Here is a 17,922-nt window from a genome sequence, read left to right as displayed (position 1 = left end):
TGGGCGCGGTGGCCGGCCTGGCCGGCGGCCTGCTCGGCGTGGGCGGGGCGGTGGTGGCCACGCCGGTGCTGACCAGCGTGTTCGGCACCACCCAGGTGATGGCGCAGGGATTGTCGCTGGCCCTGGCCATTCCCAGTACCTCGGTGACGCTGGTCAGCTACGCCTGGCATGAACAGGTGAACTGGGCGATGGGTATTCCCCTGGCCATCGGCGGCCTGCTCAGCATCAGCTGGGGCGTGAAGATCGCCTATGGCCTGCCGGAGCGGCGGCTCAAGCTGCTGTTCTGCGGTTTCCTGGTGGTGTGCGCGGTGGGGCTGGCGTTCAAGGTGTGAAGTCGCGACGGTAGGGCGGGCAGTGCTTTATCTGGCCGCGGTGGGGGCTCCTCGGTGGACAAGGAAAACGTTGTCCACCCTACGCCTGGCTGGAACCCCGGTGCGGGTAGACGTAGAACGTCAGTGCTTTATCTGGCCGCGGTGGGGCACCTCGGTGGACAAGGAAGGCGTTGTCCACCCTACGCCGGCTCCCTACAGCCGGAAGCCTTCGACGATATGTTCGGCCATGGTTTCGGTCACCGGGTTGCTGCGGCTGCGGTTGCGCAGCAGCACGATGCTGGAGGCGGGTAGCTCCGGCAGGCCGCTGCCGGCATCCAGCACGCGCAGCTCCGTGGGGATCACGCTCTGCATCTGCGCGCTGATCGCCAGGCCGGCGCTGACGATGGCCAGGATCGCCGCCAGGCTCGGGCTGGTGTAGGCGACCCGGTAGTCGATTTCCCGCGCATCCAGCGCGTTGCAGGCCCAGGCGCGGCAGAAGCAGTCCTCGTTGAACATGGCCAGCGGTATCGGCCGCTGGGCATACACATCGAAGCCCGGCGCGCCCACCCACAGCATGCGGTCCTGGCGCAGCAACTGGCCGATCTCCTCGCCGGGCTGGCGGGTGACGATGGTCAGGTCCAGATCCTGGCGCTGCAGCAGACGCGCGGACGGGTCGCAGTGCACCTCCACCTGCACCATCGGATAGCTCTGCGCGAAGCGCGACAGGATGCCGGGCAGAAAGCGCATCACGTAGTCGTCCGGCGTGCCGATGCGCACCGCGCCGACCATGTGCGGCTCGCGCAGGGTATTCATGACTTCCCCATGCAGCTTGAGAATGCGCCGCGCGTAGCCGAGCAGCACCTGGCCCTCGGCGGTCAGCCGCACCTGGCGCCCGTCGCGCTCGAACAGCCGGCGCTGCAGCACGTCTTCCTCCAGGCGTTTCATCTGCATGCTGATCGCCGACTGGGTGCGGTTCACCGACTCCGCCGCGCGGGTGAAGCCGCCGTGATCGGCGATGGCCACGAAGCTGCGTAGCAGTTCGGTATCGATGGCGGGATAGTGGGCCATTGATCAATCTCCGAGATGTGAGGCATCAGAAACATTCGTTGGATTGATCGTAGGCCTGGCGCAAGACTGTCGCCAACCCCACGGGAGGGCAGACCGATGAAAACTTCACACGTCGTCATGGACGTCCTGCACACACCTCGGGAAGAGGCCATTTCCCTACTCCATCGCGCCCAGCGACTGCTGCGCCAGCTGCGGCGCTGGAAGACGCTGCACGACCAGCGTCACCAGCTCGCTTCACTGAGCGATGCCATGCTCAAGGACATCGGCCTGAGCCGCGCGGATGCCGAGCGGGAGGCGAGCCGCCCGTTCTGGGACGACCCCGGCAAGCCGCTGTGAGTCGCCGGGTGATTGGCAACCGCCAGTCGTTCTGGAATGATGCGCGCCGACTGAACGGAGCCGCCCGGGCTCCGTTTTTTTATGGGTGATCGGGAGGTCGGCATGAGCGTGGCCCGCAAAGGCGCGGATGGGTTCCTGGTCCAGCTGATGGTGCTGCTGTGCGCCCTGTGGGGCTTTCAGCAGGTGGCGATCAAGCTGGCCGCGCCGGACCTGTCGACCCTGCTGCAGGTGCTGCTGCGCTCAACCATTGCCGCGCTGCTGGTGGCCACGCTCATGCTGCGTCGGGACGACTGGCGCCAGGTGTCGTTCACCTGGTTGCCAGGCCTGCTGGCCGGCGGGCTGTTCGCCCTGGAATTTTTGTTCATCGCCCTGGGCCTGCGGCACACCACGGCGTCGCGCATGGCGGTGTTTCTGTACACCTCGCCGATCTTCTCGGCGCTGACCCTGCACCTGCTGCTGCCCGGCGAGCGCCTGAACCCGCTGCAATGGCTGGGCATCGGCCTGTGCTTCACGGGGCTGGCAATCGCCTTCGGGCTGAGCGGCGAGGGCGGTGGCGACGCGCAATGGCTGGGTGATCTGTTCGCCCTGCTGGCGGGTTTCGCCTGGGGCATGACCACCGTGGCGGTACGCTGCTCCAGCCTTTCCGAGGCGCCGCCGGGGCTGACCCTGTTCTATCAGTTGGCGGTGTCCGCCGTGCTGTTGCTGGGCTTCGCCGTGATGCTCGGCGCGTTCGAACCGCTGAACGTCACCGCGATCGCCGTGGCCAGCGTGCTGTTCCAGGGCGTGATCGTCTCCTCATTCAGCTATTTCGCCTGGTTCTGGCTGATGCGCCGTTACCTGGCCTCGCAACTGGCGGTGCTGTCCTTCATGACGCCGTTGTTCGGCGTGCTGTTCGGGGTGCTGATTCTCGATGAGCCGCTCACTGCCGGCTTCCTGATCGGCACCGCGCTGGTGCTGGCGGGCATCAGCCTGGTCAGCGGCGCCGACTGGCTGCGCCGGCACCTGCGCGGCGTCAGCGCCTGAACAGCAGGCGCAGGGCCTGGCGCGGCGAACAATCCTTGAGGACGTTGGCCTTGCGCAGGATCCACAGGCCCAGCCCCACCAGCAGCAGCGCGAGCGGGCAGACGGCCGGGCGCGCGGCGATCAGCAACAGACTGCTGAAGATCAGCATCAGGGCGAAGAACTTCAGTTCAAAAGCGCTGCGTTCCTGGTCCCAGTTCGGGCTGAGGCAGAACGGGCATTCGCTGTGGCCGTGATGAACGCGCGGCACCATGAGCCGACCGCATTGCTTGCAGCGCACGTTGTGGGGGGAGTGATCCATCTCGGGTTACCTGGGTTGAGGCCATCGTCCATGTTCCAGTTCATTGCCGGGCCCGCAGTGCAATAGCCTGACAATGGACATGGATATTGTGCCGCCAGGCTCGTCAGCCAAAAGTGGCTTTTTGCCGCATCGGCGTCGGCATGCCTGTTGCGGGCCGCCGACACGTCGGCGCTAACGAAAAGAGCCGGCGTGATGCCGGCTCTTTGCGGTGGTGCGTGCCTCATTGGCGGCCCGAAAAGCGCGGACCGCCCTACGACTCAGAAGTGCAGTTTCACCAGCAGGCTGGCGGTGTTCTGGTCGGTCTCGAAGGCAGGGCTGTCCTCGATGCCGTACTTGTTCTTCCAGTAGTCGTACTCGATACCCACGTACAGCTGTTTGGCGCTCAGGCTCAGGGCCTTGCCCAGGTCGTACTTGATCTGCGGGTTGAAGTGCAGGTTGTTGCGGTAGTTGTCTTCGTTGCCGACCACCCAGTCGATGAATCCGTCGATCACCAGGTCGGAGTTGCCGACCGGCAGGGTGTAGCTCCACACGGGGGTGATCTGCCACAGGCCTTCGTCATCGCCCTTGACGCTGCTATCGGTGTGGCGGCGATAGAGGTTGACCTGGAAGTAGTCGAAGCCGGGGATGGCCAGGTCGAAGCCCGGGCCGATCAGGTAGTTCTTGATGTCGCCTTCGCCGAACTCGTAGGTGGCGGCCAGCAGTACGTCCGTTACCGGGCCGGCCTTCAGGTCGGCGCCGGTCAGCTTGCCGAATGACAGGCGCGGCGAGAATTCGCCGTAGTAGGTGGTGTCGTCGCCTTCGCTCACATCGGAGTAGTGGATGGTGTCGACGAAGAAGAACACATCACCGAAGCTCCAGCCGCTGGCGTGCTCGAAGGTCAGGGTCTGTTGCTTTTCCGGGTTGACCTTGAAGTTGTCGCCATACAGGAAGGTGAGGCTGTTGTTCTGCCACTGCAGCAGGTCGGCAGCGTTGGCCTGGGCGCAGGCCAGGGTGGTGCAGCCCGCCAGTAGCGAGGCGGTGAGGAAACGGGACATGAAATACTCCTGGATAGATACGTCCCGGGCACGTATGGCCCGGCCTCGACTACGAGGCGGGGCGCATTCTATACGTCTCGCTGTACGGATGGCTGCGACATCGTGACCGTTGTGGCGGGTCAGCTGCCGCGCTGCATCAACTCCCGGCGGATATGCCCGATGGCGCCCATGGGGTTGAGGCCCTTCGGGCACACCCAGCTGCAGTTGCCGATGCTGCGGCAGCGGAACAGGCTGAACGGATCGTCCAGCGCCGCCAGGCGTTCGGCCGTGGCCTGGTCGCGGCTGTCGACGATGAAGCGCCAGGCCTGCAACAGCCCCGCCGGGCCGATGTACTTCTCCGGGTTCCACCACCAGGACGGGCATTGCGAGGTGCAGCAGCCGCAGAGGATGCACTCGTACAGACCGTCCAACCGGGCGCGCTGCTCCGGCGATTGCAGGCGCTCGATGGCCGGGGCGGGCTCGTCGTTGATCAGCCAGGGGCGGATGCGCTCGTACTGGCGGAAGAACAGGCTCTGGTCGACCACCAGGTCGCGGATCACCGGCATGCCCGGCAGCGGGCGGATCGTCAGGCGCGCCCCGTCCAGCACCTCGGCAACCGGGGTGATGCAGGCCAGGCGATTCTTGCCGTTGATGTTCATGCCGTCCGAGCCGCATACGCCCTCGCGGCAGGAGCGCCGGTAGACCAGGGAAGTGTCCAGCTCGTGCAGGTGCTCCAGCACGTCGAGCACCATGCGTGCGCGGAACTCCTCCGGCACCGGGAACACCTGCATGCGGGGTGCCCGGTCCTGCTCCGGGTGGTAGCGGTAGATGTGCACCTCGATCATGGTGCTTCCTCTGTGCGGGCGGTCGCGGCATTGGGCGCCGCCGGCCCGGCAAGGTTCACGCCGGGCGACAGGCAGGCCGGATCAGGCCTCGTTGGCTCCCAGCGCGTCGGGGCAGGACGGGATTTCCTTCAGGCGAAAGCCCTCGCGGCGACAGCCCCGCGTGTTGAGCAGCAGGTAGCGGCCCAGCAGGTGCAGCACATAGATCGAGCCGAAGATGCGGTAGCCCAGGCGCAGGCAGGACTTGAGCGAGTCGAGGTTGTGCGATTCCACATAGGCCACCAGGCCGGCCTTCCCGCAGCGCTGGTACCACTGCAGGGCGCGGTTGATACCGATCGGGTACAGGCGCAGGCCGCGGTGTTCGGCGCGGGTCATGCCCTTGTACATGTAGACGTAGCGGGTATCGAACTCCAGCAGCAGTTGCGGCGGATGGATCCGCGTCGGCTGCAGGGAGTACCAGCTGTACGCGGCCAGGCAGCCGTCCTTCAGAATGGCGTAGCAGCGGTCGCCCTTGGCCAGCGCCTCGTCGAGGAAGTCGCCGTCCAGCTCGTTGCGCGGGTCCATGGCGTAACGGCGCAATTGTGGCTCGCTGAGAAAGCCGCAGGTGTAACCGGCCGGGCAGGCGAGGTACGCCTGGTTGACGTGGTGCAGGTACATTCCGCGCAGGATTCTGAACAGGGCGAACTTGTTGATGACCTTGATCATCAGCAGGTAGAGGGTGCGATACAGGCCGTGGCGCTGCAGATCGAGTCGCAGCCGGCGCAGGGCACGCTGCTGGGGCATGGTTTCCATATTGGCCTCGTGGCATCGGACGGAACATGCGACTCCCGACGCCAGGGCACTCCCGCCCAGTAACGTTTCACGAGCCGCTCCTTGGCCCCGCCCGGGTGGGCGGGTGGCTCCTGCTGCCGCGCCGAGTATGCACGCGTGCGTCGCAAGGGCCGGGCTGTATGAGCCGCTCGCCGGGAAAAAATTCCCGTTGGAATAAAGAAATGTGAATTGATAGCCCCTTGCGATAGCTCCACCGAACATTCGGTCGGGTCTGCGCGCCGCGAAGGACTCAGGCCGGCTTTTCGTCCGCCGGCGCCGCAACGTCCAGGTCCTGCAGGTCGGCGCCGCCCGTTTCCTGCTCGGCCTCCTGGGCTTCCGGCATCATCTCCAGCACGGTGGGCGTGGTGTTCACCAGGGTGACGTGATGGGCCTGGCGCCTGGCCTGCTCGCGCACCTGGTGCATGCGCAGCAGCGTGAACAGCGCCAGCAGGCCCAGGATCAGGGTGTGGTACAGCGGCAACCCCGGCGCGCCCAGCCAGTGCATCAGCGCACCGGCCAACACCGGCCCGAAGGCCGCGCCCAGGCCGTTGAGCACCAGCATGCCGGAAGACCCGGCCAGCACGTCCTCGGGGGCCAGGCGGTCGATCATGTGGGTGACCGCGATCGAATAGGTGGAAAAGCTCAGGCCGCCCCACAGGAAGGCCGCCACCCACAGTGGCGCGGCGGCCGGCAACAGGCTCATGGCCAGCGAGACCAGCGCCGCCAGACCGGTGATCCACAGCAGCACCAGCGGGCGCGGGTAGCGGTCGGAAAGGCGCCCGATCGGCCACTGCAGCAACGCGCCGCCCAACACCGTCAGGCTCATCAGCGAGGCGATGTCCGCCGTTTCGAAACCGCGTTGTCCGGCATACACCGGAGCCATGCCCCAGAAGGCGCTGAGCGCCAGGCCCGACAGCACGGAGGCGGTCACCGCCAGCGGCGATTTGCGCGCCAGTTGCACCAATCTGATGCTGGGCACATCGGGCAGTGTGGGTTGGGCATGGCGGGTGAGGGTGATCGGGAGGGTGGCCGCGCTGATCAGGATCGCCGCCAGCGCGAACAGGAAGAAGGTCATGATGCTGCCCAGCTGCAACAGCTGCTGGGCGACGGTCAGCGCACCGAGGTTGACGAACATGTACACGGCGAACACTTGGCCGCGTTTCTCGCCGGTGGCGTCGGCGTTCAGCCAGCTCTCGATGACCATGTACAGGGTCACCAGCGCGACGCCGAGCAGCACGCGCAGCAGCAGCCACGCCCAGGGGTTGACCACCATGGCGTGCAGCAGGGCGATGATGCAGGCCAGGGCGCCGCAGAAGGCGAAGGTGCGGATATGACCGATGCGGCGGATCAGCGGCGCGGTCAGCCAGGAACCGAGCAGGTAGCCGGCAAAGTACCCCGACATCATCAGGCCCAGTAGGCTCTCGGAGAACCCTTCGGCCAGTCCGCGCACGGTGATCAGGGTATTGAGCAGGCCGGTGCCGAGCAGCAGGAGGGCAACACCCTGGAACAGGGAAATGGCCGAGGGGAGGGCAGCGTACATGGATGAATCCCGGTCGGTGCGCGCGACGCACTGAACGTCTCGCCTTGGCGAGCGCTCATCAGGTCGCGGTGCTCATTGGTTGCGAGGCTTCCCGCGGGAGACGCGCGCAGGCCTCCACCCCGGGAAGCGGACCTAAGCTCTGAGCCTGCCGGGCGCGCTCAGTTCCGGGCCCTCCGTGTCGGAGCGCTCAATCGTCCCGGGTCAGCACTTCCAGCAGCTCGATCTCGAATACCAGGTTGGCATTGGCCGGAATGCGCCCGACCTGCCGCTCGCCATAGCCCAGATGGGCCGGCACGAACAGCTTGCGCTTGCCGCCCACGCGCATGCCCATCAGCCCCTGGTCCCAGCCCTTGATGACCCGGCCGGTGCCAATCACACACTGGAACGGGCGACCCTTCTCCACCGAGGAATCGAACACCGTGCCGTCTTCCAGCCAGCCGGTGTAATGGGTGGTGATCAGCGCGCCCTTGACCACGGCCTTGCCGTCGCCGGGCTGGAGGTCTTCGATCTGCAGTTCGTTGCTCATGGCGAATGCCCTGTGGGATTGAAAAGGCGTGCGTTTTCGCAGGAAACGCAGTACAGGGCAAGGGTGCCACCCTGTCAGTTGTTTGCCCCCGGCGCGGCGCGTTACCCTCCGGGCATCTCCGCAGGCAAAGGGAATTGCTGTCTTGCTTCGCACCTTACACCTTACTTCTCCTTCGCACTTCCACGGTTGCCACCGCCGTGCTCCATGCCGGCACCGGCAGCTTCCGCCTGCGTGATAGATCGACGTCACGCGAATACGGTGTGTCGGTGAAAAGCTCGGGTAAATGGTTGGGTGGAGAAGGATTTTTTCGTTGAGGCTAGGGGCGGGTTCGGAGTTATACGGAATCCACTGTTATCCGTTAGCATGGATTCCATCTAATCACTGTTAGGCTTTATGAATCACGCGATCACCAACTTGGCTCCCTACACGTGCTTATCCTGTCGGAGCACATTCAAGAGGCCTAATGACAAAGAGATTCTTCTTCGGAAATGCCCGAGCTGTAGCGGGCAAGCAATTCGAATGGATCCTCGTTTTTGCCCGCCAAAGAAGTCAGATAATAGGCAGTGGGCTAAAGTTGCTTTTTTGGCAAAGCATGGCTTTCTATTCCAAAAAATATATAGAGACTTAGGCGGTGGCTTGTGGTGTCGAGTGCGGTATCCAGACACACTGGAGCAAGCGAAGGATTTTGTTTTAGAGTTTAAGGGTCAAGCGCTGAATATAAATTTTTGAAGGCTCTGTTTTAAATTTCGTATTTATACACTGCCTAACCATTCATTCAAGCCGATGCCGCAATGCGGCCCGGCTTAATTCAACGTTGCCCAGACAATATGACGCAATGTAGTAGTGGAACTGTAAATGGCAAGGAATCAGGGTGGCGGAAAGCCGAAAAAGCAGCTATTCCGCTGTATAGAGACTCGGGCGGGCATAGCGTAGCTATGAGCGACCCGAGTCTCTATACAGCGGTACGCCGAAGTTTTTCGATTTTCCACCGTCCTGAGTTTTCATTGCATTTACATGCTCTGCTGCGCAGAGCGGTGTGTATTGCTGGACAACCAGTCGCTAAGTCACACACTCGTGCAAGCACGAGTGGCGCTTAGCTCCGTACGTTAGAGAAGGGAATATGTCACAAGCAAAGAGCTCGTTTGAGCACGGAATCAAAGACGCAGAAGAGCTCCTTGCTCATTTTGATGCGATCAACTGCAACCCACCACCAGCAAACGCTGAAGTACTCAAGCGGGCTGGTCTGGTCATGGCTCTGACCGCGTGGGAAACATACGTTGAAGACCGTATCACCGAAGCTATGGACAAAAGGCTCAGCGTGGTTTCGGGAAGTTACGTTGGCGAGTTCATACAGAAAAAGCTTCAGCAAGAGCTGAAGCAGTTTCATAACCCAACTTCAGACAAGACCAAAAAGATATTTCAGGACTATCTTGGGTTAGACGTTACTTCAGCTTGGTCTTGGGCAAATGTGACCCCGGAAAAAGCTCGAAAATCGCTAAATCAGTGGATTTCAAAGCGCGGAGATGCCGTTCATCGCTCAAAACCAATCAACAACGGATCGCCGGCTGCTCATTTGATCAAGAAGGACGAGCTAGAAAAGGTGATTCGCTTTCTGAAGGATTTGGTTCGCGTAACGGATGAGTATCTTGATCAAAATCTCTAACAAGGCGCATCAATACGCGGCCTGCGGCCGCCGGACGCCCTTTACATTGCGGCTGCGCCTCCATTCCAAGGGCGCCGTTGTGCGCTGGCGTTATGTACCAATGGAAGGCCTATGTCGCTCCCCAAAGACAGAGTTGTAGTCGCAAGCGATGTAAATTCCCGAGACGGCATCGGTATTGAAATCTACAGAAACGACGAGCTCGTCGTTGAAATTTTCAGGGACGATAGGGACAGAACTCGAACAGTAACAGTATTCAAAGAATCAATTTCACTTAAGCTAATGGAGGAATCCATTCAGATATTCAAGAAAGAGATTCCTTGGGACTTCATTGAATACGAGGAATAGGCACATAACAATGCACTCGACTGCCGCTCACTTCGTTCGCTGGACGTCCAAAAGCTACGCTTTTGGACGCCCGTTAGCTTAATCGTTAGGCTCGCATGGAAACTACAAAGCTAATCCACGGATCGGAGAAAGTTGTCGAAACCCTAGGGTTCTGGCCAGGCTTCCATGACGCAGAGGTCATATCCTTTTCCGCATCACGTGCGCTGCCACTAGACGCAAACTCTCCAATTGCAAATTTGGTCGTGCGTGTCAGGCAGTACACTGAGGTTGGTGCAGGAACCGCCGACTATGAGCTCGCAATCACCAAAAGCATCTTGGTAAATTTTACTTTTGGTGGCATCAGCGACATATCCATATCAGAGTTCAATCACCAGAACGTCATAAATTCAATCAAGTTCACGCCTATCGAGAATGGAGAAATAATAGTCATAATTGAATCAATTTGGGGTTTCGGTTGCAAAATAAAATGCAGTTCGGTCTCAATTGAGTCCGTCCAAGAGCTACCAGTTGTTGTGCGCGCCTAACAATGCGCTCAACTATCGCTAACCTCGTTCGCTGGACGTCCAAAAGCTGCGCTTTTGGCCGCCCCTTAGCTTAATCGTTAAAACGTTATAGGCCTCGCCATGGAAATTAGAGGAATACCATTCGGGACCACCGACTGGTCGAAAATTGAAGCGACGGAGCATCATGGCGAGATGGGTGCCGCTTACTGGAGAACTTGCCAGTTTGGATTTATCCGTGTTCGCATGGTTGAGTACACGCCAGGTTATCTGGCAGATCATTGGTGCTCAAAAGGTCATATCCTTTTATGCTTGGAAGGCGAACTCCATACAGAACTCCCTGATGGGCGCAGGTTTACCTTGGTTCCCGGAATGAGTTACCAAGTGGCTGACGGAGCAGAACCGCACCGCTCATCCACAAAGGTAGGTGCCAAGCTTTTTGTGGTTGATTGAAATTTCTAATAGGTGGTTCACGTTCGCTTCGCACAATGGGACGTCGCCGCCTCATAACCTGAACGTTAGGCCAAGGAGGCCCGCATGAAAGCATTCGCCGCGAATCCTTTTGGCACTGTTCGCAGGCCTGCAGGCGCTAATCGCCTGGTATTGGTCTCACACAACAGCCGCCGAGCAACTCAAGAGTGTCTTCACCTCTATGTATGGAAGTGTGCCCGCTTGGTCCGAGCTAGCCTTTTCTATTGGCGCAGGCTGGCTCGCGGCACCAATCGTTATTGCTGCCTTTCTTGTGGCATCCATATTTGCAGCAGGCTTACGGTCTTATCTTGGAGCGACCTCATTCGCGGCTTTTTTCATTACCATCCCTATGGTTTATGCCATGTACCCAGTACATCTAATGCTTACCATCAAGGCCTAGGGGGCTAACAATTCATAGAAGGACGCCTGCTAAAGTTTCATCTGCGCGGCCACCGCTTAGGTCCAGCGCTATGCATCAAGGAGACAGAAACATTGAAGCCTCGAATTTCCGTTATCACACTTAGCGTAGCTGACCTTGAGAAAGCTGTCCGGTTTTACCGGGATGGTCTTGGGCTTCCGACCGAGGGAATTGTTGGAAAAGAGTTCGAGTATGGGGCTGTGGCATTTTTCGATCTAAGTGCCGGCCTAAAGCTAGCTCTTTGGCCGAGGCAGAGCCTTGCTCATGATTCTGGACTACAACTTAAGAGTCCGAGCCCGACAGAGTTTCCATTGGCCATAACGTGATGTCTAAATCCGAGGTTGATGAAGTAATGGCACAGGCTGAAAGTGCCGGTGCCAGCATTATAAAACCGGCAAATGATACTTTTTGGGGTGGTTACGCTGGCTAATTTCAGGATCTTGATGGCCATTTGTGGGAGGTTGTCTGGAATCCGCAGCTACTTCCGGAGCAATATGCATAACAATCGGCTGTTTTCGCCCCTTTGGGGCTGGGGTGGCCTTTCTGCCGCTTCGCTGCTACAACTAAGCCCCAAAGCCGGGCGTTAGGCTGGAGTATCTCATCCAAAGTTTCGCGAGAGGGATTTCAATGATTGCTATTAGGCAGGCTGTTTTTCCAGATGATTTGATTAAAGTGGTTGAGATATTTCGAGAATACATTGAAAGCGCATCGGTAAACCTCGATTTTCAAGATTACGAGGCTGAGTTTTCAGAGCTCCCTGGATATTACGCGCTGCCAGATGGTCGTCTTTTTTTAGCGTGCCAAGACGACGTCGTGTTGGGTTGTGCTGCATTGCGTCGAGTTGATAAGTCAACGTGTGAAATGAAGCGTGTTTACGTGCGCCCTGCTGCTCGCGGAAAAAATGTTGGGCGCAAGCTCGTCGAAACAATACTGGGTGAAGCTAAATGTGCGGGCTACACCCGCATTTGCCTAGATGTTCTGCCTGAATTCACTGTTGCGCAAAAACTCTACAAGTCTTTAGGTTTTGAAGCTGCAGGACCTGTGAGCTTTAATCCGGTGCCAGGTACAAAGTTTCTCGCGCTATCATTATAGCGCCGTGTGATTCCTAACGAGCAGCTCAAGTCGTTCGCTTTGCTCGCTGGGATTGGCTGGAGCCTTAGCAAATCGTTACGTATAAGGTGGAAGATGGATCTTAACCCGGAGCTAGACCTAAGATGTCCAAAATGCGAAACAAGAGTTTCGCAAAAGGTTCAACGCCGAATGAATAGTTTCTGGGGTGGTCTATCGGTGGCTGTGTGCGAAGGGTGTAAGGCTAATATCCAATGGCATCACTCCCTGCATCGTCGATTCAGAGTTGGTGGCTTTCTCTTCAGGTGCGGACTGTTTTTAGCATTGGCCTCGTTGGCGAATTTCATCACTCAGAACAAGGGGCTTGCATCATTACTGCTAATTGCAGGGGTGTTTCTCGCTTTCTCTGGAATTCTCTGGACCTATACGAAGCATGAGAACATTAAGGTTGAGGTTGTAGAGAAGACATGACAATGCGCTCAGTTGTCAATGATTTCGCTCGTTAGCTTGATAGTTGTGTGCTTAAGGAGAAGCAGGTTGGATATTAGGAGTCTGCACTTTTTGATTGCTGATAAGTCCGCAGCAAGTCTGTAGCTCCCGTGTTCGACTAATGCAGTAAATGGCATGATTTTAACGGGGTGATAGACGGTCCGGTGAAATCGGTTAAGAGGAAAATCTGAGTCTACAATTGAAGTTTTGACGCGGCCCGGAGGAGTTATGATTGAGAAAGTTTTCAGGGGCAGTCAGTTTACCGTGTTGGTGGCGGTTCTTATCTGTGCGGTGTCGTCTTTGCTCTTGTACGGTGCCTCGGTTAATATAATTTTCAATACCGCGCTGGATTTTGTTCGTGATGTGCCTGCCTCTGCTGACGGCGGCAAAATTCTTGCGGTTCGCCTCCTGAAGCTGTTGGATCTTCTGCTGATCGCGATCACCTTTCAGATTATGGCGGTGAGCCTCTACCGTCTGTTTATCCGTCCAACGTCTATTGATGAAAAAGCAGCCAACAATCCTCTGGATATTAATAGCTTTCATGATTTAAAGATAACGATAAGCCAGGTGGCTGTTCTGATTCTGGTGGTCCTGTTCCTTGAGCAGGCGGTACAGATTGGCGCTACGATCGCTACGCTATATTTTGGTGCTGCCATCGGTATCGTTATTTTGGCCTCGGTATTTGCGTGGAAGAATATAAAGCACTGATGCAGGGGGCAGCCTGCTTTGGGCGAGAACCAGCGTCACGGGCATCTGCCACTAGTACGGCACAGCACGTTTAATTACGAACGTTGACAGTCCTGTTGTAGTTGACAATCGCGACACGGCTTGCCGCTCCGCAGCCCATGTCGCCTGCCTTTTCGCGCTGCGTTGAGGCTGTAGAAACAGCTGCCGCCTCCCACACCGCCCATACCTCCCTCGTAAGCCGGCATAACCCACACCTGGGTCGGCCGAGGCACCGCATACGCCCATCACGAACACCACGTGACCGGTGGCGTCTGCAAGGTTCTGAAAATCGGCCCTTTTCCGCGGCCCGACGACCGTTGGGCGGATGGATGCGATTTCCTCGGGCCTGACTTGTTGCCGTCACACACCACTGCTTCACTGGGGGCGCTAACAAGACAGAGCGGTGCCCGCCTCGGGTCGAGGCGCGACACGCCACGCGCGGGATGACCCGCCACACATGCCCCCATCCATCAGCCTGCCGGCCAGTTCGTCTTCGGTCGCCGGGGGCCTTTTTTACTTATGCCTGCCGAATCGTGCGCAACCGGGAACCCGCACGCGAGGGGTAAGGCATGCCGGATGAAACAGGAACTCGTCAGTTGCCATTAGGGAGGCACGCCAGATGAAAGCAGAAATCGCTGTGCTGGATATTCAAGGAACTCACCGGATCTACACGGAGCTGCATCGCAGCCGGACGCCTGCAGGGACCATCCTGCTGGTCAATGGCTCGCTGTCCACCCTGGCATCCTTTGCCCAGACCCTCCGCTACCTGCAACCGCACTTCAATGTCGTGCTGTTCGACCTGCCGTATGCCGGCCACTCGCGGCGCTACAACAACCATCAGCGGCTGCTCAGCCGCGAGGACGAGGCCGACATCATCGTTGGGCTGATCGAGCATTTCCGCGCCGATTGCCTGCTGTCGTTCTCCTGGGGCGGCATCGCCAGCCTCAAGGCGCTGGCGCGTCACCCCCGGCATCTGCGCAAGGCGGTCATCTACTCGTTCTCGCCTGTGATCAATGGCGCCATGCTCGACTACCTGGAGCGCGGCTCCCAGGTGCTCGGCGCCGGCGACCGCGACTGCATCGCCGCGCTGGTCAACGGCACCATCGGCAAGCACCTGCCGTCGCTGTACCAGCGCTACAACCACCGGCACATCCGTTCGCTGGAACTCTACGAGTACGCACAGATGAAGTTCCACGTCGACACCGTGCTGCACCACGAAGGGCGCTCCTGCGTCAGCCAGGCCGATGCCATCGACATTCCCCTGCTGTTTCTCAACGGCGAATGGGACGAGTACACCACTCCCCAGGACGCCCGCCTGTTCGCCCAGCATGCGCGTCAGTGCGACTTCCACCGCGTCGCCAGGGCCGGGCATTTCATCGATGTCGAACACAAGCGCGCCTGCCTGGAGACCCGCGATGCGGTGCTGGATTTCCTGCTCGCGCCGGCCATCGTGCAGCGCCAGGCGGTGGCGGTCTGAGCGCGGCGTTCCTCAGGCTTCGACTGCCATATGCCGGGCCAGGGCCGGGCAGGTGTCGCCGGCGTCCGGCCACTGGGTGAGCACCTCGTAGCCGTCTTCGGTGACCGCGACCATGTGCTCCCATTGCGCAGAGAGGGAGTTGTCGCGGGTGACCACCGTCCAGCCGTCGGCGAGGCTGCGCACCTGGCGCTTGCCGGCGTTCAGCATCGGCTCGATGGTGAAGATCATGCCCGGCTGCAGGCGCACGCCGCTGCCGGGGCTGCCGAAGTGCAGCACCTGCGGCTCATCGTGGTAGACGCGGCCGATGCCATGGCCGCAGTACTCGCGCACCAGACCGTAGCCGTCGCGCTCGGCCACGCGCTGGATGGCGTGGCCGACATCGCCCAGCGTGCCGCCCGGCCGCACCGCGCGAATGCCGGCCCACAGGGCTTCGTGGGTGGCTTCCACCAGTTGGCGCGCCGCCGCGTCGGGCTCGCCGACGAAGAACATGCGGCTGGTGTCGCCGTACCAGCCATCGCGGATCACCGCCACGTCGATATTGACGATGTCGCCGTCGCGCAGCACCTGGGCGGACGGAATACCGTGGCAGACCACCTGGTTGACGGACGTGAGGATGGTCTTCGGGTAGCCGTGGTAGCCCAGGTTGGCGGGAATGCAGCGCTGCACGTTGATGATGTACTCGTGGCACAGCGCATCCAGCTCGACCGTGCTGACGCCGGCCTGCACGTGGGGTGCGATCATCGCCAGCACCTCGGCGGCCAGCCGGCCGGCTTCGCGGGCGCAGGCGATTTCCGCTGGCGAGTGCAGGGGAATGCGGCGGCTCATCAGTTTTCTCCCGCCGCGTGCGGCAGCGGTGGCTCCGCCGGCAGCGCGCACAAGCGCCCGATACCCAGCCCGCCCTGCTGCTCGGCGCGAATCAGCAAGCGGGACAGCTCGCGGTGATCCAGATCCGGATACAGTTCGGCGAGCATGCCCAGGCGCATCCAGTGCTCGGCCTGGGCGTTGATCGACCGGCTGAGGGCGACGCTGGCGGTGCGCAGGTTCTCGTGCATGCCGTCGGAGATTTTGACGATTCCCATGAAATGATCCGTATATGAAATGTATACGGCGCATAGCTTAATCGTATGCATGGCAGCCGGCAATCTGCGCCAGCATGGACAAGCCGAGACCGGCCGTTACAATGGCCGCCGCGTAACCGGTCGCAGCCTACCCGGACAAAACAAGGACACATCATGAACGCTCTGTTGATCTGCTCCGGCGGATTCGACTCCGTGACCCTGGCCTACCGGCTGGCGGCGGAGCACGCCCTCGGCGCCCTGCTGACCTTCGACTACGGTCAGCGCCACCGTAAAGAAATCGACGCCGCCCGCCTCGCCGCCCAGCGCCTCGCCTTGCCTCATCTGGTGATCGACATCGGCCCGATCGGCCGCCAGCTCTCCGGCTCCGCCCTCACCGACGACATCGCCGTGCCCCACGGCCACTACAGCGAAGAGACCATGAAGGTGACGGTGGTGCCCAACCGCAACGCCATCATGCTCACCATCGCCTTCGGCGTGGCCGCCTCGCGCGGGCTGGACACCGTGGCCCTGGCCGTGCACGGCGGCGACCACTTCATCTACCCCGACTGCCGCCCCGACTTCATCCGCCTGTTCGGTGAGATGCAGGCCCGAGCACTGGACGGCGTGGCCGAGGTGGCGCTGCTGGCGCCCTACGTGCACACCGACAAGACCGAGATCGCCCGCGACGCGGCGCGCTTCGCGGTGCCGGTGGCCGACACCTGGTCCTGCTACGAAGGCGGCGAGATCCATTGCGGCCGCTGCGGCACCTGCGTGGAGCGCATCGAAGCCATGGCGCTGGCCGGCACCCCCGACCCGACGCCCTATCAGGACGCGCAGTACTGGCGCGACGCGGTGGCGAGGGTCAACGCATGTACACGATAAAAAAAGAGTTCCACTTCTCCGCCTCGCACCAGCTCAAGCAGATGCCCGACGGCCATCCCTGCGCGCGCCTGCACGGCCACAACTACGTGGTGGTGCTCGAGCTCAGGGGCGAGCAGTTGAACCCGTACGGTTTCGTGCGCGACTACCTGGAACTGAAGCCATTCAAGGACTACATCGACGACACCCTCGACCACCGCCACCTCAACGAGGTCTTGGGTGACGCATGCACCACCGCCGAACGCCTGGCTCGCCACCTGTACGACTGGGCCCGCGCCCGCTGGCCCGAGGTGAGCGCCGTGTCGGTGTCGGAAACGCCCAAGACCTGGGCGGAGTACCGGCCATGATCGCCATCAGTGAGATCTTCGGTCCCACCATCCAGGGCGAGGGCGCGCTGATCGGCATGCCCACGGTGTTCGTGCGCACCGGCGGCTGCGACTTTCGCTGCAGCTGGTGCGACACCCGCTATGCGGTGGATCCGGTGTTTCGCGCCGATTGGCAGCCCATGGACGCCGAGGCGATCCTGGCCGAGATCAACCGGCTGAGCGGCGGCGAGCCGATTCTGGTCACGCTGTCCGGCGGCAACCCGGCGCTGCAGCCGCTCGAACCCCTGTTGCTGCTCGGCCAGCTGCAGGGCCATCGCTTCGCCATGGAAACCCAGGGCAGCAAGGCGCAGCCCTGGTTCGACGCACTCGACCACCTGACCCTCAGCCCCAAGCCGCCGTCCTCGGGCATGCCGTTTCGCCAGGATCGCTTCGACGCCTGCCTGGCCGCCGCCGGGGCCGAGACCCAGGTCAGCCTCAAGCTGGTGATCGCCAACGAGGCGGACTACCAGTGGGCCCGGACCCTGGCCGCCAACTACCCGCAGTTGCCGCTGTTCCTGCAGCCCTGCAACCCGACACCGGCCACGCCGGAGCAGCCGGAGCGCGAGGCCGACACCCAGGCCCTCAACGCGCAGCTGCGCTGGCTGGTGGAGCGCATCGCCGCCGACCGCTGGTACCGGCCGCGGGTGCTGCCGCAACTGCACGTGCTGATCTGGAACAACGAGCGGGGCGTCTAGC

Annotated in this window: 22 protein-coding genes; 13 read left to right on the top strand and 9 right to left on the bottom strand. The window is 60.8% G+C overall.

Going from position 1 to position 17,922, the window contains the following annotated elements:
• Window positions 1-332: sulfite exporter TauE/SafE family protein (locus AS93_RS0110085; protein ID WP_027590499.1), on the top strand; the 332-nt coding region annotated here is incomplete at its 5' end.
• Between the two features lie 192 nt (window positions 333-524).
• Here AS93_RS0110085 and AS93_RS0110080 read toward each other — a convergent pair.
• The gene (locus AS93_RS0110080) at window positions 525-1,379 is read right to left on the bottom strand and encodes a LysR substrate-binding domain-containing protein (RefSeq protein WP_027590498.1); all 855 of its coding nucleotides are present in this window, start codon (window positions 1,377-1,379) and stop codon (window positions 525-527) included.
• A 117-nt stretch (window positions 1,380-1,496) separates the two neighbouring features.
• On the opposite strand from AS93_RS0110080, the gene AS93_RS0110075 reads away from it, so the two are divergent.
• Together AS93_RS0110075 and AS93_RS0110070 are read left to right on the top strand one after the other, a co-directional pair.
• The gene (locus tag AS93_RS0110075; protein WP_027590497.1) at window positions 1,497-1,715 is read left to right on the top strand and encodes a DUF1127 domain-containing protein; all 219 of its coding nucleotides are present in this window, start codon (window positions 1,497-1,499) and stop codon (window positions 1,713-1,715) included.
• 102 nt (window positions 1,716-1,817) lie between these two features.
• The gene (locus AS93_RS0110070) at window positions 1,818-2,738 is read left to right on the top strand and encodes a DMT family transporter (protein WP_027590496.1); all 921 of its coding nucleotides are present in this window, start codon (window positions 1,818-1,820) and stop codon (window positions 2,736-2,738) included.
• On the opposite strand, the gene AS93_RS0110065 is transcribed toward AS93_RS0110070, so the two are convergent.
• The 6 genes from AS93_RS0110065 to AS93_RS0110040 form a co-directional block, all read right to left on the bottom strand.
• Entirely contained in the window at window positions 2,728-3,036 is a 309-nt protein-coding gene (locus AS93_RS0110065) for a hypothetical protein (RefSeq protein ID WP_027590495.1), read from the bottom strand. The two genes, AS93_RS0110070 and AS93_RS0110065, sit on opposite strands and share 11 nt — an antisense overlap.
• Before the next feature lie 257 nt (window positions 3,037-3,293).
• Complete coding sequence (locus tag AS93_RS0110060) at window positions 3,294-4,070, bottom strand: outer membrane protein OmpK (RefSeq protein ID WP_027590494.1); 777 nt, start codon at window positions 4,068-4,070, stop codon at window positions 3,294-3,296.
• 119 nt (window positions 4,071-4,189) lie between these two features.
• The gene (locus AS93_RS0110055) at window positions 4,190-4,894 is read right to left on the bottom strand and encodes a succinate dehydrogenase iron-sulfur subunit (protein WP_027590493.1); all 705 of its coding nucleotides are present in this window, start codon (window positions 4,892-4,894) and stop codon (window positions 4,190-4,192) included.
• An 81-nt stretch (window positions 4,895-4,975) separates the two neighbouring features.
• Entirely contained in the window at window positions 4,976-5,683 is a 708-nt protein-coding gene (locus AS93_RS0110050) for a hypothetical protein (protein WP_027590492.1), read from the bottom strand.
• A gap of 268 nt (window positions 5,684-5,951) precedes the next feature.
• The gene (locus tag AS93_RS0110045) at window positions 5,952-7,241 is read right to left on the bottom strand and encodes an MFS transporter (protein WP_027590491.1); all 1,290 of its coding nucleotides are present in this window, start codon (window positions 7,239-7,241) and stop codon (window positions 5,952-5,954) included.
• 187 nt (window positions 7,242-7,428) lie between these two features.
• Window positions 7,429-7,767: an FKBP-type peptidyl-prolyl cis-trans isomerase gene (locus tag AS93_RS0110040; protein ID WP_027590490.1), complete on the bottom strand. Its 339-nt coding sequence runs from the start codon at window positions 7,765-7,767 to the stop codon at window positions 7,429-7,431.
• Between the two features lie 1,120 nt (window positions 7,768-8,887).
• Here AS93_RS0110040 and AS93_RS20285 point away from each other — a divergent pair.
• From AS93_RS20285 to AS93_RS19145, 7 genes are all read left to right on the top strand, one after another.
• Window positions 8,888-9,430: a HEPN domain-containing protein gene (locus tag AS93_RS20285; RefSeq protein WP_081798281.1), complete on the top strand. Its 543-nt coding sequence runs from the start codon at window positions 8,888-8,890 to the stop codon at window positions 9,428-9,430.
• A gap of 111 nt (window positions 9,431-9,541) precedes the next feature.
• Window positions 9,542-9,775 (top strand): hypothetical protein, encoded by a 234-nt coding sequence (locus tag AS93_RS0110030; RefSeq protein ID WP_027590488.1) that lies wholly within the window; start codon window positions 9,542-9,544, stop codon window positions 9,773-9,775.
• A 623-nt stretch (window positions 9,776-10,398) separates the two neighbouring features.
• Entirely contained in the window at window positions 10,399-10,728 is a 330-nt protein-coding gene (locus tag AS93_RS20275; protein ID WP_081798279.1) for a DHCW motif cupin fold protein, read from the top strand.
• 510 nt (window positions 10,729-11,238) lie between these two features.
• The gene (locus tag AS93_RS21225; RefSeq protein ID WP_343203270.1) at window positions 11,239-11,490 is read left to right on the top strand and encodes a VOC family protein; all 252 of its coding nucleotides are present in this window, start codon (window positions 11,239-11,241) and stop codon (window positions 11,488-11,490) included.
• Between the two features lie 301 nt (window positions 11,491-11,791).
• Complete coding sequence (locus AS93_RS20265; RefSeq protein ID WP_081798278.1) at window positions 11,792-12,256, top strand: GNAT family N-acetyltransferase; 465 nt, start codon at window positions 11,792-11,794, stop codon at window positions 12,254-12,256.
• A gap of 693 nt (window positions 12,257-12,949) precedes the next feature.
• Window positions 12,950-13,429, top strand: coding sequence for a YqhA family protein (locus AS93_RS0110025; protein ID WP_027590487.1), 480 nt, complete (start codon window positions 12,950-12,952; stop codon window positions 13,427-13,429).
• A gap of 637 nt (window positions 13,430-14,066) precedes the next feature.
• Complete coding sequence (locus AS93_RS19145; protein WP_155956140.1) at window positions 14,067-14,924, top strand: alpha/beta hydrolase; 858 nt, start codon at window positions 14,067-14,069, stop codon at window positions 14,922-14,924.
• Between the two features lie 12 nt (window positions 14,925-14,936).
• Here the strand turns inward: AS93_RS19145 and map are convergent, their stop codons facing one another.
• Window positions 14,937-15,749 (bottom strand): type I methionyl aminopeptidase, encoded by an 813-nt coding sequence (gene map, locus AS93_RS0110015; protein ID WP_027590486.1) that lies wholly within the window; start codon window positions 15,747-15,749, stop codon window positions 14,937-14,939.
• Window positions 15,749-16,003, bottom strand: coding sequence for a ParD-like family protein (locus AS93_RS0110010; RefSeq protein WP_027590485.1), 255 nt, complete (start codon window positions 16,001-16,003; stop codon window positions 15,749-15,751). The genes map and AS93_RS0110010 overlap by 1 nt, the downstream gene beginning before the upstream one ends.
• Window positions 16,004-16,156: 153 nt before the next feature.
• Here AS93_RS0110010 and queC point away from each other — a divergent pair, with 153 nt between their 5' ends.
• The 3 genes from queC to queE are packed head-to-tail and all read left to right on the top strand — an operon-like array spanning window position 16,157 to window position 17,921.
• Window positions 16,157-16,864, top strand: coding sequence for a 7-cyano-7-deazaguanine synthase QueC (queC, locus tag AS93_RS0110005; RefSeq protein ID WP_027590484.1), 708 nt, complete (start codon window positions 16,157-16,159; stop codon window positions 16,862-16,864).
• Window positions 16,852-17,208, top strand: a complete 357-nt coding sequence (locus tag AS93_RS0110000) for a 6-carboxytetrahydropterin synthase (RefSeq protein WP_027590483.1) — start codon at window positions 16,852-16,854, stop codon at window positions 17,206-17,208. The genes queC and AS93_RS0110000 overlap by 13 nt, the downstream gene beginning before the upstream one ends.
• A complete protein-coding gene (gene queE, locus AS93_RS0109995) occupies window positions 17,205-17,921 on the top strand; it encodes a 7-carboxy-7-deazaguanine synthase QueE (RefSeq protein WP_037008911.1) in 717 nt (238 codons plus the stop codon). The genes AS93_RS0110000 and queE overlap by 4 nt, the downstream gene beginning before the upstream one ends.
• Window position 17,922 lies beyond the last annotated feature (1 nt).

Source organism: Pseudomonas sp. RL (assembly GCF_000647775.1).
In the GTDB taxonomy this organism is placed as follows: Bacteria; Pseudomonadota; Gammaproteobacteria; order Pseudomonadales; family Pseudomonadaceae; genus Serpens; species Serpens flexibilis.
This window is presented reverse-complemented; position numbering and strand designations above follow the sequence as displayed.